Below are 18,456 nucleotides of genomic sequence, written 5' to 3' on the forward strand. Positions count from 1 at the left end.
ACCCCCCTCACCACCCCCCACGCCCTCACCCTCCTCAACACCGCCCTCACCACCACCAACCCCACCCCCATCACCGCCCACCTCAACCCCACCAAACTCCCCACCCACCTCACCCAAACCACCAGAACGAACGCGGCCACGGCCACCCAGTGGGTCCCCCTGTTGCGCGACCAGGACGGCGCCGGGCAGCAGCGCACGCTGACGGAGCTGATCCGCGCGCAGCTGGCGAAGGCGCTCGGGCATGCCGACACCTCGCGGATCGGGGAGAACCGCGGCTTCCTCGAACTGGGTCTCAACTCGCTGACCGCGTTGGAGTTCCGCAACCAGCTCAGCCGCCTCACCGGTCTGCCGCTGCCCGCCACCGTCGTCTTCGACCACCCGACCCCGGTCGCGCTGGCCGCGTACCTGCGGGACCAGCTGATGCCGCGGCAGCCCGACCCGGCGGAGCTGGCACTGGCCGAACTGGACCGGCTGGAGACGGCGGTACGGGCCCTGAACGGCGACACCTCGGAGGGGCGGGACGCGCTGGTCACCCGCCTCCAAGGACTCCTGCACCAGCTCACCGGCGTGGAGCCGGGGCCGGCGCTCGCCGGCGACATCCTCGCGGCGACGCCGGAGGAGCTCTTCCACCTGCTCGACCAGGACCTGGACGTTGAACTCACGCAGCTCGATCTCACCGGTGAGGTGGCCACGGATGGCGAATGAGGAGAAGCTGGTCGCGTACCTCAAGCGGGCCACGGCGGACCTGTACCAGACCCGCCAGCGCCTGCAGGAGGTCGAGGAACGCGCCCGGGAGCCGATCGCGATCATCGGGATGGCCTGCCGCTATCCGGGCGGGGTCACCTCGCCGGAGGAGCTGTGGCAGCTGCTGGCCTCCGGCACCGACGCGATCGGTGAGTTCCCCACCGACCGCGGCTGGGACCTGGCCACCCTCTACGACCCGGACCCGGACACGCCGGGCACCACGTACACCCGGGAGGGCGGATTCCTCTACGACGCGGGTGACTTCGACCCCGGGTTCTTCGCGATCAGCCCGAGAGAGGCGCTGGCCACCGATCCGCAGCAGCGGCTGCTGCTGGAGACCGCCTGGGAGACCATCGAGCAGGCCGGCCTCGACCCGACCACGCTGCGCGGCAGCACCACCGGCGTCTTCACCGGGGTCGTCGCCCAGGACTACGGGCCCCGGCTGCACGAGCGGCACCAGGCGCCGGAGGGGATCGAGGGCTACCTGCTCACCGGTAACACCTCCAGCGTGGTGTCCGGGCGGGTGGCGTACGTGCTGGGGTTGGAGGGGCCGGCGGTCACGGTGGACACCGCCTGCTCCTCATCACTGGTGGCGCTGCACCTGGCCTGCCAGGCCATCCGGAACGGGGAGTGCGACCTGGCCCTGGCGGGCGGCGTGGCGGTGATGACCACACCGGACAACTTCGTCGAGTTCGCCCGGCAGCGAGGGCTGGCCGCCGACGGGCGGTGCAAGCCGTTCGCGGCGGGCGCCGACGGCACCGGGTGGGGCGAGGGCGTCGGCCTGGTGCTGGTGGAACGGCTGTCCCGGGCTCGCCGGCTCGGCCACCCGATCCTGGCGGTGGTCCGCGGGTCGGCGCTGAACCAGGACGGTACGAGCAGCCAACTCTCCGCGCCGAACGGACCGGCGCAGGAACGCGTCATCCGGCAGGCCCTGGCCAGCGCCCGGCTCACCCCCGCCGACGTGGACGCCGTCGAGGCGCACGGCACCGGCACCACCCTCGGCGACCCCATCGAAGCCCAGGCACTCCTCGCCACCTACGGCCAACACCGCCGCGACGACCAGCCACTGTGGCTCGGATCGATAAAATCGAACATCGGCCACACCCAGGCCGCCGCCGGCGTCGCCGGCGTGATCAAAATGGTCCAGGCGATGCGGCACGGCACGCTGCCCCGCTCCCTGCACATCGACGCCCCCACCCCGCACGTCAACTGGGACAGCGGCAAGGTCCGGCTGCTCGACCGGGCGGTGGGCTGGGCGCCGGGTGACCAGCCGCGCCGGGCCGGGGTGTCGTCGTTCGGCATCAGCGGCACCAACGCGCACGTGATCATCGAGGAGGCCCCCGCCGCGGAGACCGCGGACGGGCCGGCTCTCGCCGACCCGTGGGACGGGTGGGCGTCGTGGCTGCTGTCGGCCAGGACCGAGACCGCGCTCCGCGACCACGCCGCCCGCCTGGCGGCCTGGCTGGCCGGGCATCCGGACGTCGCGCCGGCCGCGGTCGCGGAGGCCCTGGCCCGGCGTACCCGGTTCGCGCACCGGGCGGTGGTCACGGCCGCCAGCAGCGAGGACTTCACCGCCGCGCTGACCGCGCTGGCCAACGGCGAGCCGCACGCCCACCTGAGCACGAGCACGGTGGGCCAGCCCGGAAAGACCGCGTTCTGTTTCACCGGGCAGGGCAGCCAGTACCCGGGCATGGGCACCGACCTGTACGCCACCAACCCCGTCTACCGCGGGGCCTTCGACCAGGCATGTGAGGCCCTCAACCCGCACCTGGGGCATCGACTCCAGGACGTGGTGTTCGCCGAACCCGGCACCGACCTCGCCGCCCTGCTGGACACCACCGTCTACACCCAACCGGCACTCTTCGCCGTCCACGTGGCCCTACACCGGGTGGCCACCACCCAACTCGGCCTACGCGCCGACTACCTGACCGGGCACTCCCTCGGCGAGATCAGCGCCGCGCACCTCGCCGGGGTGTTGACGCTCACCGACGCCGCCCGCCTGGTCACCACCCGCGCCCGGCTGATGAACGGCGTCACCGTGCCGGGGGCGATGATCGCCCTCCAGGCCACCCGCGACGAGGCCGAGCAACTGATCAACGGCCACGCCGGTGTCGCCGTCGCAGCCGTCAACACCCCGCAAAGTGTGGTGATCAGCGGCGACCGGGAGGTGTGCGAGCAACTCGCCGCCCAGTGGCGGGGACAGGGGCGTAAGGCCACCGCACTCCAGGTCAGTCACGCCTTCCACTCTCCCCACATGGCCACCATCGCCGCCGAATTCCGCACCGTCGCCGCCGGCCTCACCTACCAGGCGCCCACCCTGCCGATCGTCAGCAACGTCACCGGACAACTCGCCACCACCGAACAACTCACCAACCCCGACTACTGGGTGCAACACGTCCTCGCCCCCGTCCAGTACGCCGACGGCGTCACCACGCTGCACGACCAGCACGGCGTACGGGCCTTCGTCGAACTCGGGCCGGACGCCACCCTCACCGCGCTGCACCAGCAGACGCTCAGCGACGTCGTCGCCGTCCCCGCCCTGCATCGGAAGCGGCCCCACCAGCACACCCTCCTCGCGGCCGCCGCCACCGTCGGCGACCGGCCCGCCGAGACCGGCACCCACCTGGACCTGCCCACGTATCCCTTCGAGCACACCCGGCACTGGCTGGTGTCCGGAGGCGGGGCCGCCGCCCGCCCGACCGACCTCGGGCTACGGCCGAGTACCCATCCACTGCTCGGCGGACGGCTCGACCTGGCCGGCGACGCCCGCACGGTCCTCACCGGGCGGCTGTCCTCGACCACCCATCCATGGCTGGCGGACCACACCATCGCCGACCGGTGCCTGCTGCCCGCCACCGCCCTCGTCGACATGGCGCTGCACGCCGGGCTGGCCGGCGGTCACCCGTACCTGGACGAGTTGACCCTGCACAGCCCGCTGGCGGTGCCGGCGGACGGTGCCGTGGAGGTGCAGGTCGTCCTCGCCGAGCCGACGGACGGGCAGCGGGCGGTGGAGGTGCACTCCCGTCCGGCCGGCGAGACCGACGAGGCCTGGACGTTGAACGCCTCGGGCCGGCTGACCACCGCCGCGGCCGGAGCGGCGGAGGGGCTGACCGCGTGGCCGCCGGCCGGAGCCGCGCCACTGGACGTGGCCGGCCTGTACGACGAGTTGGCGGAACTGGGCTACCGGTACGGGCCGGCGTTCCAGGGCCTGCGCCGGGCGTGGCGCTCGGGTGACGACCTCTACGCGGAGGTGACGCTGCCGGAGGGCGTACGCGCCGACGTCGACCGGTTCGGCGTACACCCGGCGTTGCTGGACGCGGCGTTACACGTGCTGGGGATGACCGACGACGTGCGGGACGGCGTCTGGCTGCCGTTCGTCTGGTCCGGGGTGCACCTGCACGCCACCGGGGCGACGTCGCTGCGGGTACGCCTGTCCCGCTCCGCGCCCGACCGCGCCGAGCTGGCCGTGCACGACCCGGCCGGGCAGCCGGTACTGGTGGCCCGGTCGCTGGTGCTGCGGGAGATACCGCGCCAGGCCGGCGGACCGGCCGCGCCACGGCTGGATCCGCAGTGGCTGCTGCACGTGGGCTGGCCCGTCCTCGCCGGTGTCGAGGCGGCGGTCGACCAGCCGGGGGCGATCGGCTTCGCCGCGCTCGACGCCGACGAGGCCGCCGCCAACCTGCTGCGCCGGATCCTCCCGGGGGTGCGGGTCGCCGACTCGGTGGAGCGCGTACGCGCCGTCGGCGCGGAGGCGGTGGTGGTGCCGTGCTGGACTCCCGGCGGCGGGGACGACCCGGCGGCGGATGCCGGCGTGCCGGGGGCGACGCATCGGTTGACGGAGTCGCTGCTGGGGGTGCTGCAGGAGCGGCTGGCCGAGGAGGCACTGGCCGACAGCCGGCTGGTGGTGGTGACCCGGGGTGCGGTGAGCACCGGGGTGGACGACCGGATCAGCGACCTGGCCGGCGCCGCGTGCTGGGGGCTGGTGCGTTCCAGCCAGACCGAGCACCCGGACCGGATCACCATCGTCGACCTCGACGCGAACAGCACTGACGACGTGTCCGAGCTGCTGGCCCGGGCGGTGGGGTGTGGTGAGCCGCAACTGGCGATCCGCGACGGCCACCTGCACGCCCCCCGCCTCCAACCCGCCCACACCTCAGCGGGCCTGCCCCTGCCCGACAGCGACACCTGGCGACTCGAAACCACCTCCGGCGGAAGCCTCGACAACCTCAGCCTCGCCCACAGTCCCGACTACGCCGCACCCCTACAACCACACGAGGTCCGCGTCCAACTCCACGCCGGCGGCGTCAACTTCCGCGACGTCGTCGTCGCCCTCGGCATCGTCAACGACCCCCGCCCCATCGGCGGCGAAGGCGCCGGCACCATCACCGAAACCGGCACCGCCGTCACCGGCCTCCACATCGGCCAACACGTGATGGGCCTGTTCAACGGCATCGGCCCCGTCGTCACCGCCGACCAGCGCCTGCTGAGCCCCATCCCCGACGGGTGGACCCTCACCCAGGCCGCCACCGCACCCATCGCCTACCTCACCGCCTACTACGCCCTGCACGACCTCGCCCAACTCCAAGCCGGCGAACACGTCCTCATCCACGCCGCCACCGGCGGCGTCGGCCAGGCCGCCCTCCACGTCGCCCGCCACCTCGGCGCCCACCTCCACACCACCGCCCACCCCACCAAATGGCCCACCCTGCACCAGCTCGGCATCGCCCCCGAACACATCGCCTCCAGCCGCACCCTCGACTTCGAGCAGCAATACCGCACCCCCGGCATCGACGTCGTCCTCAACAGCCTCACCGGCGAACACCTCGACGCCTCCGGCCGCCTCCTCACCCAAGGCGGACGCCTCATCGACATGGGCAAAACCGACATCCGCGACCCGCACGCCTGGCGCACCGACCATCCCCACACCACCTACCAGGCCTTCGACCTCATGGACGCCGGCGAGGACCACATCGCCGCCCTCTACGAACACCTCCGGCCCCTGTTCCAGGACGGGACCCTTCCCCCGCTACCGACCCGCTCGTACGACATCCGCCACGCCCCCACCGCCTTCCGCTACCTCGCCAACGCCCGCCACACCGGCAAGATCGCTCTCACCCTCCCGGCCGCGCCGGTCGACGCCCACGGCACCACCCTCATCACCGGCGGCACCGGCACCCTCGCCCAGCACACCGCCACCCACCTCGTCACCCACCACGCAGCGCGCCACCTCCACCTGCTCAGCCGCCATGGGGCCCACCACCCCGACACCGCTCACCTCATCCACCAGCTCACCGGCCTCGGCGCCACCATCACCGTCAGCCGCTGCGACATCACCGACAAGGTGCGACTGGCCGAGGTGATCGACCACATCGACCGCACCGGTCACCCCCTCACCGGCGTCGTCCACACCGCCGGCATCCTGAACGACACCACCTTGACCAACCTCACCCCGAACAGCCTCCACGCCACCCTCGGCCCCAAGGTCGACGCGGCCTGGCACCTTCACGAGGCCACCAGGAGCCACCCCCTCACCCACTTCGTCCTCTTCTCGGCGTTCGCCGGAACCCTGGGCACCGGCGGGCAGGCCGGGTACGCGGCGGCGAACACATTCCTCGACGGGTTGGCGGAGCACCGGCGCGCCGACGGGCTGCCGGCCACCGCGCTGGCCTGGGGTTACTGGAACGACAGCAGCGGGATGACCGCCCACCTGACCGAGGTGGACCGGGCCCGGATGGCGCGGGCCGGCAGCCTCGGGCTCGACACCCACGAGGGGCTGGCCCTCCTCGACGCGGCGCTCACCCACACCCACCCCACCCTCGCCCCCGTCAAACTCCACCGCCCCACCCTCCGCAACCAACCGCACCTGCCCACCATCCTCACCGCCCTCGCCGGCGCGCCCACCCGCCGCGCGGTCGCCGGGGACGGGGACGACGCCGGGATGCCCCTGCTGGACCGCCTGGCCGGTCTCGGGGACGACGAGCGGCGGTCGGCACTGGAGGATCTGCTGCGTACGACGGTGGCGGTGGTTCTCGGCCACGCGACGGCCGGGTCCATCCAGCTCGGGCGGGCCTTCCGCGACCTCGGATTCGACTCGTTGACCTCGGTCGAGCTGCGCAACCGGCTGAGCGCCGTCACCGATCTGCAGCTGCCGGCCACGCTCGTCTTCGACCACCCCACCCCGGCGGCCGTCGTCGCGTACCTCGCCGGCAGGTTGCCGGGGCGGACCGGGGAGCCGACGCCGGTGACGCGAGCGGTGCGGACATCGGCCGCCGACGAGCCCATCGCGATCGTGGGGATGGCGTGCCGCTATCCGGGTGGGGCCGGCAATCCGGAGGAGTTGTGGGAGCTGCTGGCCTCGGGCCGGGACGCGATCGGGGAGTTCCCGACCGACCGTGGTTGGCGGTTGGACCGGCTCTACGATCCGCGCCCGGAGCACGCCGGCACCACGTACGCCCGGGAGGCCGGTTTCATCGCCGGGGCGACCGACTTCGACGCCGGCTTCTTCGGGATCAGCCCGCGCGAGGCGACCGCGATGGACCCGCAGCAGCGGCTGCTGTTGGAGACCGCCTGGGAGAGCATCGAGCGGGCCGGCATCGACCCCACCAGCCTGCATGGCACAGCCACCGGCGTCTTCACCGGCCTGGCCTTCGACGAGTACGGACCCCGGATGCACGAGGCGCCGGAGACGTACGAGGGGTTCATGCTGACCGGCAACACCACGAGCGTGGCGTCCGGCCGGGTCGCATACCTGCTGGGACTGGAAGGACCGGCGGTCACGGTGGACACCGCCTGCTCCTCGTCCCTGGTCGCCATGCACCTGGCCGCGCAGGCGATCCGCAACGGCGAGTGCGACCTGGCCCTCGCCGGCGGCGTCACCGTCATGGCCACCCCCGGCATGCTCATCGAGTTCAGCCGCCAGCGGGGGCTGGCCACGGACGGCCGGTGCAAGCCGTTCGCCGCCGCCGCCGACGGCACCGGCTGGGGCGAGGGCGTCGGCCTGCTCCTCCTCGAACGGCTCTCCACCGCACGCGAACACGGCCACCACGTCCTCGCCGTGCTGCGAGGATCGGCGGTGAACCAGGACGGGGCCAGCAACGGCCTGACCGCCCCCAACGGGCCGGCACAGGAACGCGTCATCCGGCAGGCCCTCACCAACGCGAGATTGACCCCGGCGGACGTGGACGCCGTCGAGGCGCACGGCACCGGCACCACCCTCGGCGACCCCATCGAAGCCCAGGCCCTGCTCGCCACCTACGGCCAACACCGGCGCGACGACCAGCCACTGTGGCTCGGATCCATCAAATCGAACATCGGCCACACCCAGGCCGCCGCCGGCGTCGCCGGCGTGATCAAGATGGTCCTCGCCCTACGGCACGGCCTGCTGCCGCAGTCGCTGCACATCGACGCGCCGAGCCCGCACGTGGACTGGACCAGCGGCAACGTCCGCCTCCTCGACGAGCCCGTCGAGTGGCGGCGGAACGGCCACCCGCGACGCGGGGCGGTGTCGTCGTTCGGTGTCAGCGGCACCAACGCGCACGTGATCATCGAGGAGGCCCCGGCCACGGCGCCGGCCGCCGCGCCGAGCGCCGACCCGTGGGACGGGTGGGTGTCGTGGGTGCTGTCGGCGAAGACCGAGCCGGCGCTGCGCGCGTACGCCGGGCGGCTGGGCAGGTGGCTGGCCGAGCACGAGGAGGTGACGCCGGCCGAGGTCGGGGATGCGCTCGCCCGGCGGGCCCGCTTCCCGTACCGCGCGGTGCTGGTGGCCCGCACCGGCGACGAGTTCGCCGCCGCGCTGGCCGCGCTCGCCGACGGGCGACCGCATCCCGTCGTCGTCACCGGCAGCACCGGCGACCCCGGCCGGACCGCGTTCTGTTTCACCGGGCAGGGCAGCCAGTACCCGGGCATGGGCGCCGACCTGTACACCACCAACCCCACCTACCGCGAAGCGTTCGACCAGGCGTGTGCGGCGTTGAACCCCCACCTGGACCACCACCTCCAAGACGTGGTGTTCGCCGAACCCGGCAGCGACCTCGCTGCGCTGCTGAACACCACCGCCTACACCCAACCCGCACTCTTCGCCGTCCACATCGCCCTGCACCAGGTGGCCACCACCCAACTCGGACTGACCGCCGACTACCTCACCGGACACTCCCTCGGCGAAATCAGCGCCGCACACCTCGCCGGAGTGCTGACCCTCCACGACGCCGCCCTCCTCGTCACCACCCGCGCCCGACTCATGAACAGCATCACCACCCCCGGCGCCATGATCGCCCTCCAAGCCACCCACAACGAAGCCGAGACCCTCATCGCGGGACAGGCCGGAGTGGCCATCGCGGCAGTGAACACCCCACAAACCGTCGTCATCAGCGGCGACCACGACACCTGCCACGAACTGGCCACCCGATGGCGCGAACAAGGGCGCAAGGCCACCGCACTCCAGGTCAGCCACGCCTTCCACTCACCCCACATGACCACCATCGCCGACGAATTCCACACCGCCGCCGCCAGCCTCACCTACACCCCGCCCAACCTGCCCGTCATCAGCAACATCACCGGACAACTCGCCGAACAACTCACCAACCCCGACTACTGGGTCCAACACATCCTCGCCCCCGTCCACTACGCCAACGGCATCACCACCCTCCACGACCAACACGGCGTACGGACCTTCGTCGAACTCGGACCGGACGGGACGCTCACCGCGCTGCACCAGCAGACGCTGAGCGACGTCGTCGCGGTGTCCGGCCTGCACAAGGACCGGCCCGGCCCGCGTACCCTGCTCACGGCCGCCGCTACGCTCGACACCCGCCCGGCCGGCAACCAGCACCGCCTGGATCTGCCCACCTACCCGTTCCAGTCCACCCGGCACTGGCTGTCCGGCACCCACCGGAGCACGCCCGCCGACCTGGGGCTGCACCCCACCCGGCACGCCGTGCTGACCACCCGGCTCGACCTGGCCACCGAGGGCGGCACGGTCCTCACCGGACGGCTGACCGTCGGCACCAGCTGGCTCGACGACCACCGAGGACTGGCGACCCGGCTGCTGCCGGCGAGCGGCTTCCTGGACCTGGCGCTGCACGCTGGCGCCAGCACCGGGCACCCGTACCTCGCGGAACTGGCCGTGCCTGCGCCGCTGCCCGTACCGGACGGCCGGGCCGTGCAGGTGCAGGTCACCGTCGCGGAGGCTGACGCCGCGGGCCGGCGTACCGTGACCATCCACGCCCGGGACGCGGAGAGCGGGCCGGACGCGGCCTGGACCCGGCACGGCGGCGGCGTTCTCGGTGCCACCGCGGCGGCCGAGCCGCCGGCCGCACCGGTCTGGCCGCCGGCCGGCGCCGAGCCGGTCGACGTCGCCGACGTGTACGCCCGGCTGGGCACCGCCGGCCACCAGCCTGGGCCGGCCCTGCGCTGCCTGCGCGAGGCCTGGCGACAGGACGGCGACCTGGTCGTCGAGGTCGCTCTCGACGAGGAACAGCGGGCCGAGGCCACCCAGCACGCGCTGCATCCGGCGCTGCTGGAGGCAGCCCTGCATCCGCTGCTGGCCGACCTTGTCGGCCGGAGGCCCGAGGCGACACCGACCGTCACCGGGTGGTCCGAGGTGCGGCTGCTCGCCGCCGGCGCCACCGCGCTACGGGTGCTACTGCGGCCGGCCGGGGACGGCCGCTTCACCCTCGCCGGCTACGACCCCACCGGTCAGCCGGTGCTCACCGCCGCGTTCGACACCGGGGAACTGCCCGTCGACCGGTTGGCCGCCACCGGGCCGGCGCCGGAGCTGTACGCCCTGGCCTGGGAGCAGTGGCCGGTGCCGGAGTCCGCCGACGTCCCCGAGGGGACCGATGCCACCGGCACCGTCTGGTCGTACCGGACGCCGGAGGCCGAGCTGGCCGACCCGGTGGAGGCCGCGGGCCGGGCGGTGGCGCTCCTCCAGGCGGCGGTCGGTGAACCGGCCGGGCCGCCCCTGGTGGTGCTGACCCGGCACGCCGTCGCGGCCTTGCCCGGCGAGGACCCGCGCGACCTGCCCGCGGCGACGGTGTGGGGCGCCACCGGCGTGGCCCAGGCCGCCGAGCCCGGCCGGATCGTCCTGGTCGACACCGACGGGCTGCCGGAGAGCGAGGCGGTCCGGGAGCGGGCGGTGGCGGCCGCCGGCGCGGCCGGCGAACCCCGGCTCGCCCTGCGCACCGGCACCGTGCTGGTGCCCCGGCTGGTCCGCGTGACCGTCGACGCCCCGGACGCCGCCCGCTTCGGCCCGGACGGCACGGTCCTGGTGACCGGCGACGCGCGGGCCGTCGCGGCGGCGCAGGACCTGGTCACCCGGCACGGCGTACGGCACCTGCTGCTGGCCGGCGCCGTCGACGCGGCATCTGCGGTCGGTGCGCTGACCGGGCTCGGCGCCCAGGTCACCGTCACCGGCTGCGACACCACCGACCCCGACGTCCTGGCCAACCTACTCACCGGCGTCGATCCGGCCCGCCCGGTCACCGCCGTGCTGCACGCCGGGGGCGACCCGGCAACCGCGTGGGCGCTGCACGAGGCGACCCGCCAGCTCGACCTGGCGGCGTTCGTCCTGCTCTCCGACCTGGCCGGCACGCTCGGCACCGCCGGCGAGAGCGCCCGGGGCGGCGACGCCGCGTTCCTCGACGCGCTGGCCCACCACCGGCGGGCGTACGGGCTGGCCGCGGTCAGCGTGGCCGGCGGGGCACCCGATGCGCCACGGCCCGACGGTGTCGTTCCGGCACCCGCGTCCGGCCCGCTCGACCTGGCCCTCGCCACCGGCGCGGCGGTGCTGCTCGCCGGACGGATCAGCGAGCCGGCCGGGCCGGTGCCCGCGCCGCTGCGCGGATTGTTCCGCGCCGGGCTGCGGAACGCCGCCGCCGACGCCGGCCCGCTGACGTACGCGCAGCGGCTGGCCGCCCGCCCGCCGGCCGACCAGCGCAAGGCCCTGCACGAGCTGGTGCTGGGGGCCGTGGCGACGGTGGCCGGGCTGGAATCGGCGGTGGCGGTCAACCCGGGGCAGGCGTTCAAGGACCTCGGGTTCACCTCCCTCACGGCCGTGGAGCTGCGCAACCGGCTCGGCACGGCCACCGGCCTGGCGCTGCCGGCGACGCTGGTGTTCGACCATCCCACCCCGGCGGCGGTCGTCGACCACCTGCGGGAGTTGATCTCCGGGGTCCCGGTGGCCCGCGCCGCGGCACCGGTCCGGGTGGCCAGCCTGGACGAACCGGTGGCGATCGTCGGCATGGCCTGCCGCTACCCGGGTGGCGTCGGTTCACCCGAGCAACTGTGGCAGCTGGTGATCTCCGAGGGCGACGCGATCAGCGAGTTCCCGGACGGACGTGGCTGGGATATCGAGGCCATCTACCACCCGGACCCCGGCACGCCGGGGACCACGTACACCCGGCACGGCGGCTTCCTCGACGACGCCGCCGGCTTCGACGCGGCCTTCTTCGGCATCAACGCCCGGGAGGCGGCGGCGATGGACCCGCAGCAGCGGCTGCTGCTGGAGACCGCCTGGGAGGCGGTGGAGCGGGCCGGCATCGACCCGGCCGGACTGCGCGGCACCCCGACGGGCGTCTTCACCGGGGTCATCGACAACGACTACGGACCCCGGTTCGACGAGGTGCCGGAGGACTACGAGGGCTACCTGATGACCGGGGCCACGACCGCGCTGGCGTCGGGGCGGATCGCGTACACGCTGGGGCTGGAGGGCCCGGCGATGACCGTGGACACGGCGTGTTCGTCAGCGCTGGTGGCGATGCACCTGGCGGCGCAGGCGATCCGCAACGGCGAGTGCGACCTGGCGCTCGCGGGCGGGGTGACGGTGCTGGCCACGCCCGGGGGCTTCGTGGAGTTCAGCCGGCAGCGGGGACTGTCGCCGGACGGTCGGTGCAAGCCGTTCGCGGCGGCGGCGGACGGGTTCGGGTTCTCCGAGGGCGTCGGCCTGGTGCTCCTCGAACGGCTCTCCGCGGCCCGGGAACGCGGTCACCGGGTCCTCGCCGTCATCCGCGGCTCGGCGGTGAACCAGGACGGCGCCAGCAACGGCCTGACCGCACCGAACGGGCCGTCCCAGGAACGCGTCATCCGGCAGGCCCTCACCAACGCGAGGTTGACCCCGGCGGACGTGGACGCCGTCGAGGCACACGGCACCGGCACCACCCTCGGCGACCCCATCGAAGCCCAGGCCCTCCTCGCCACCTACGGCCAACACCGCCGCGACGACCAGCCACTGTGGCTCGGATCGATCAAATCGAACATCGGCCACACCCAGGCCGCCGCCGGCGTCGCCGGCGTGATCAAAATGGTGGTGGCCATGCAGCAGGGCATGCTGCCCCGCTCGCTGCACATCGACGCCCCCACCCCGCACGTCGACTGGGCCAGCGGCAACGTACGGCTGCTCGACCGGGTGGTCGACTGGAAGCCGAACGGGCACCTGCGACGGGCGGCGGTGTCGGCGTTCGGGATGAGCGGCACCAACGCCCACCTGGTCCTCGAGGAGTTCCCGGGCGCGGCGGAGCCGGTCGCCGTGCCCGTCGTGGACGTGCCGGACGAGATCACGGATCTGCCGGGTGGCGGCTGGGTGCCCTGGCTGCTGTCCGCAAAGACCGAAACCACGCTGCGGGCGTACGGCCGACAACTGCGCGACTGGGCTGCCGGCACCGACGATTTGGACCTCGTCGGGGTCGCGCACGCCCTCGCCGGCCGCACCATGTTCCCGCACCGGGCCGTCGTCCTCGGCCGCACCCCCGACGAGATACGCGAAGCCCTCACGGCCCTCGCCGACGGCGGCGAACACCCCAACCTCACCGTCGGCGAAGCCCACGACAGCGGCAAGATCGCGTTCATCTACCCCGGACAGGGCAGCCAATGGCCCGCCATGGCCCAGCAGCTCTACCGCACCTCCGCCGTCTTCCGCGACTGCATCATGGCCACAGACCTAGTGCTACGCCAGGTGGTGGGCTGGTCACTGCTCGACGTGATCCTGCAAAACCCCGACGCGGCCAGCCTCGACCGGGTCGACGTCGTCCAACCCACCCTCTTCGCCGTCGCCACCGCCCTCACCACACTGTGGCGACACCACGGCATCACCCCCCACGCCGTCATCGGCCACTCCCAGGGCGAAATCACCGCCGCCCACGCCACCGGCGCCCTCACCCTCGACCAGGCCGCACGGCTCATCGCCCACCGCGGGCAGGCACTCACCACCATCGAGGGCACCGGCGGCATGCTCGCCGTCACCGGCCCCGCCCCCGAAGAACTACCCGCGCTCCTGGCCCAGCTGGTGCCCGACCACGCCGCAGAACTACACCTCGCCGCGCACAACGCCCCCACCAGCTGCGTACTCTCCGGCACCCCCGCCGCCATCCAGGCCGCGCACACGGCCCTCACCAACCGCGGACTGACCGCACGGATCATCCCGGTCAGCTACGCCAGCCACTGCCCCCACATCGACCCGCTCCGGGCCGAGCTAACCGGCGTCGCCGTCGAGTCGCAGACCAGCGATATCGCGTTCTACAGCAGCACCCGGCAGCGAGCCGTCCCCGGCACGGAGCTGACCACCGACTACTGGTGGGACAACCTGCGCCAGCCCGTCCACTTCCGCCCCACCCTCGATCAGGTGATCGCCGACGACCACCAGACCCTCGTCGAGATCAGCCCACACGCCCTGCTCGCCGCAACCATCGACGTGGACTCCACCACCGTCTGCCACACCCTCCGCCGGGACGCCGACCCCTGGCACACCCTGCTCACCAACACGGCGCAACTGCACACCCGCACCACCCACCCCATCACCTGGGCCCGCCTGCTACCGGCAGCCCGAGCTCAGGCCACCCCACCCACCTACCCCTTCCAGCACCAGCCGTACTGGCTCACCGGGCGGCGCAACCGGCGCCAGGACGGTCCGCAGCACCCGTTGCTCACCGGCCAGCTGGCCACCCCCACCGACCAGCGCCTCTTCACCGGCCAGCTCTCGACCCGCAGCCACCCGTGGCTCGTCGACCACGCCATCACGGCCGGCTGCCTGCTGCCGGCGACCGCGTACGTGGACCTCGCGCTGCACGCCGGCGCCGGCACCGGACACCGGCACCTCGACGAGCTGACCCTGCACCAGCCGCTGTTCCTCACCGAGCAGCCGACCGACGTGCAGGTCACCCTCGACCCGCCGGACGAGGAGGATCGGCGTCGCCTGACCGTCCACTCGCGGCCCTCGGGACGTACCGACGAGACGGCCTGGACACATCACGCCACCGCGACCCTCACCGTCGAACCCGCCACCGCACCGCCGGCCCTCGAGACGGAGTGGCCGCCGGCCGGCGCCGACCCGCTGACGGTCGACGGGGTGTATGACTGGCTGGCCGAGCTTGGCTACCGGTACGGGCCGGCGTTCCAGGGCCTGCGCCGGGCCTGGCGCGCCGGTGACGACCTCTACGCCGAGGTGGCACTGCCGGAACCGGTCCGGGGCGACGTCGACGGGTACGGCGTACACCCGGCGCTGCTGGACGCCGCGCTGCACGTCCTCGCCCTTGCCGCCGACGGTGACGTGAGCCGGGTGCAGCTGCCGTTCGTCTGGTCCGGCGTACGGCTGCACGCCACCCGGGCGACCAGCGTCCGGGTGCACCTGATGCGCCGGGGCGGTGACCAGGCCGCGCTGGTCGTCTACGACCCGGCCGGCGAGCCCGTGCTGGACGCCCGATCACTGGTGCTGCGGGAGGTGCCGGTCGACGGCGCGGAAGGCGGCGGAGTACGGGTGGATCCGCAGTGGCTGCTGCACGTGGACTGGCTGCCGGTCGAGCCGGCGGAACGCGTCGAGGTTGGCCCGGTGGCGGTGCTGAGCGACGATCCGGAGGCGGTCGACCGGTGGTCGGCGGCGTTCGGGGCACTGTCGGCGTACCCGACGATGGCGGCGCTGGGCGAGGCCGTAACGGCCGGCGGCCCGGCGGTGCGGACGGTCGTGCTGCCCTGGCACGGCACCGGTCCGGTGGTCGACGGGGCGGACGTGGACGTGCTGGCAGCCACCCACGGCTCGACCGAGTCGCTGCTGGGGGTGTTGCAGGAGTGGCTGGCCGAGGAGGCACTGGCCGACAGCCGGCTGGTGGTGGTGACCCGGGGTGCGGTGAGCACCGGGGTGGACGACCGGATCAGCGACCTGGCGGCCGCCACCTGCTGGGGCATGCTCCGCACCGGCCTCGCGGAACACCCGGACCGGATCACCGTCGTGGACCTGGACGCGAGCGCGGAGAGCATGGCCGCCCTCGGCCGAGCGGTGGGGTGTGGTGAGCCGCAACTGGCGATCCGCGACGGCCACCTGCACGCCCCCCGCCTCCAACCCGCCCACACCTCAGCGGGCCTGCCCCTGCCCGACAGCGACACCTGGCGACTCGAAACCACCTCCGGCGGAAGCCTCGACAACCTCAGCCTCGCCCACAGTCCCGACTACGCCGCACCCCTACAACCACACGAGGTCCGCGTCCAACTACACGCCGGCGGCGTCAACTTCCGCGACGTCGTCGTCGCCCTCGGCATCGTCAACGACCCCCGCCCCATCGGCGGCGAAGGCGCCGGCACCATCACCGAAACCGGCACCGCCGTCACCAACCTCCACATCGGCCAACACGTCATGGGCCTGTTCAACGGCATCGGCCCCGTCGTCACCGCCGACCAGCGCCTGCTGAGCCCCATCCCCGACGGCTGGACCCTCACCCAGGCCGCCACCGCACCCATCGCCTACCTCACCGCCTACTACGCCCTGCACGACCTCGCCCAACTCCAAGCCGGCGAACACGTCCTCATCCACGCCGCCACCGGCGGCGTCGGCCAGGCCGCCCTCCACGTCGCCCGCCACCTCGGCGCCCACCTCCACACCACCGCCCACCCCACCAAATGGCCCACCCTGCACCAACTTGGCATCACCCATCCCCACGTCGCCAACAGTCGGACCCTCGACTTCGAGGACCACTACCGCACCCACGCCCCCGGCATCGACGTCGTCCTCAACAGCCTCACCGGCGAACACCTCGACGCCTCCGGCCGCCTCCTCACCCAAGGCGGACGCCTCATCGACATGGGCAAAACCGACATCCGCGACCCACACGCCTGGCGCACCGACCATCCCCACACCACCTACCAGGCCTTCGACCTCATGGACGCCGGCGAGGACCACATCGCCGCCCTCTACCAGCACCTCCGGCCCCTGTTCCAGGACGGCACCCTTCCCCCGCTACCCACTCGCGCCTACGACATCCGTCAGGCCCCGCACGCCTTCCGCTACCTCGCCAACGCCCGCCACACCGGCAAGATCGCCCTCACGCTGCCCCCACCGGCCGCCGCCGCGCGCCGCCGGTCCGGGTCGGCCGGGACCCCCGAAGGCACCACCCTCATCACCGGCGGCACCGGCACCCTCGCCCAGCACACCGCCACCCACCTCCTGACCCACCACGACGTCCGTCACCTCCACCTCCTCAGCCGCCAGGGCCCTCGTCACCCCCACGCGGCCGCCCTCATCCACCAGCTCACCGGCCTCGGCGCCACCATCACCGTCAGCCGCTGCGACACCACCGACAGGAACCAACTCGCCGAGGTCATCGACCACATCGACGGCACCGGTCACCCCCTCACCGGCGTCGTCCACACCGCCGGCGCCCTCAACGACACCACCCTCACCAACCTCACCCCCGCACACCTGCACGCCACCCTCGATCCAAAGATCGACACCGCCTGGCACCTCCACGAGGCCACCAGGAACCACCCCCTCACCCACTTCCTCCTCTTCTCGTCCAGCTCGGGGACCATCGACACCCCCGGCCAGGCGAACTACGCGGCGGCGAACGCGTTCCTCGACGCGATCGCCCAGCACCGGCGGGATCTCGGGCTTCCGGCCACCAGCACGGCATGGGGCTACTGGATGCAGAAGACCGGCATGACCGGCCATCTGAGCGAGGTCGACCGCGCGCGGATGGCTCGCGCCGGCAGCCTGGGCCTGGAAACCGAGGAAGGGCTCGCGCTCCTCGACGCGGCCCTCACCCACACCCACCCCAACCTGGTGCCGGTCAAACTGCACCTGCCCACCCTGCGCAACCAGACCCGCCTCCCCGCCATCCTCACCGCCCTGGTGGGCAGCCCCGCCCGGCGCGCCGCCGAGGAGCAGGCGGTCGGCGGCCGGTCGCTCGCCGAACAGCTCGGCGCGCTGCCCGCCGGCGAGCGGCCCCGGCTGCTGCTGGACCTGGTACGCGGTCACGTGGCGGTGGTGCTGGGTCAGGGTTCACCGGCCTCGGTGCCGGAGGGCTCGCCGTTCAAGGACCTCGGCTTCGACTCGCTCACCTCGGTCGAACTGCGTAACCGGCTGCGTACCGCGACCGGGCTGCAACTGCCGGCCACGCTGGTCTTCGACCACCCCACCCCGAGCGCGGTCGCGGGGTACCTGGCCGGGCAGTTCGCGCCGGAGCAGCAGGCACCGCCGACGTCCGTACTGGCCGAACTGGACCGGGTGGAGGCGGCGCTGGCGGTGGCCGCGATGGACGAGACCGAACGGGACCGGGCCGAGGCCCGGCTACGGAACCTGTTGCGCCGGCTGGACGGCCTACGACCGGCCGGCGCGGACCTCGACGAGGTCGTCGACCTGGAGTCGGCGACCGACGACGAACTGTTCAGCGCACTGGACAAGGAACTCGGCGGTTCCCCGTCGTGACCAGATTGTTGATCGCTTCTGCCGGCTCCGAC

Annotated in this window: 2 protein-coding genes; both read left to right on the plus strand. The window is 73.3% G+C overall.

Annotated elements, in window-relative coordinates; all coding sequences use genetic code 11:
• On the plus strand, positions 1 to 705 hold a 705-nt coding region (locus ACIRG9_RS04870), incomplete at its 5' end, for a phosphopantetheine-binding protein (RefSeq protein ID WP_402850303.1).
• Positions 695 to 18,424: an SDR family NAD(P)-dependent oxidoreductase gene (locus ACIRG9_RS04875; RefSeq protein WP_402850306.1), complete on the plus strand. Its 17,730-nt coding sequence runs from the start codon at positions 695 to 697 to the stop codon at positions 18,422 to 18,424. The genes ACIRG9_RS04870 and ACIRG9_RS04875, both read left to right, overlap by 11 nt.
• Positions 18,425 to 18,456 lie beyond the last annotated feature (32 nt).

Source organism: Micromonospora sp. NPDC093277 (assembly GCF_044765245.1).
GTDB lineage: Bacteria > Actinomycetota > Actinomycetes > Mycobacteriales > Micromonosporaceae > Micromonospora.

Coding starts and splice junctions, on each gene's coding strand:
- ACIRG9_RS04875 (WP_402850306.1), top strand. CDS start 695: ATGGCGAATGAGGAGAAGCTGGTCGCGTACCTCAAGCGGGCCACGGCG.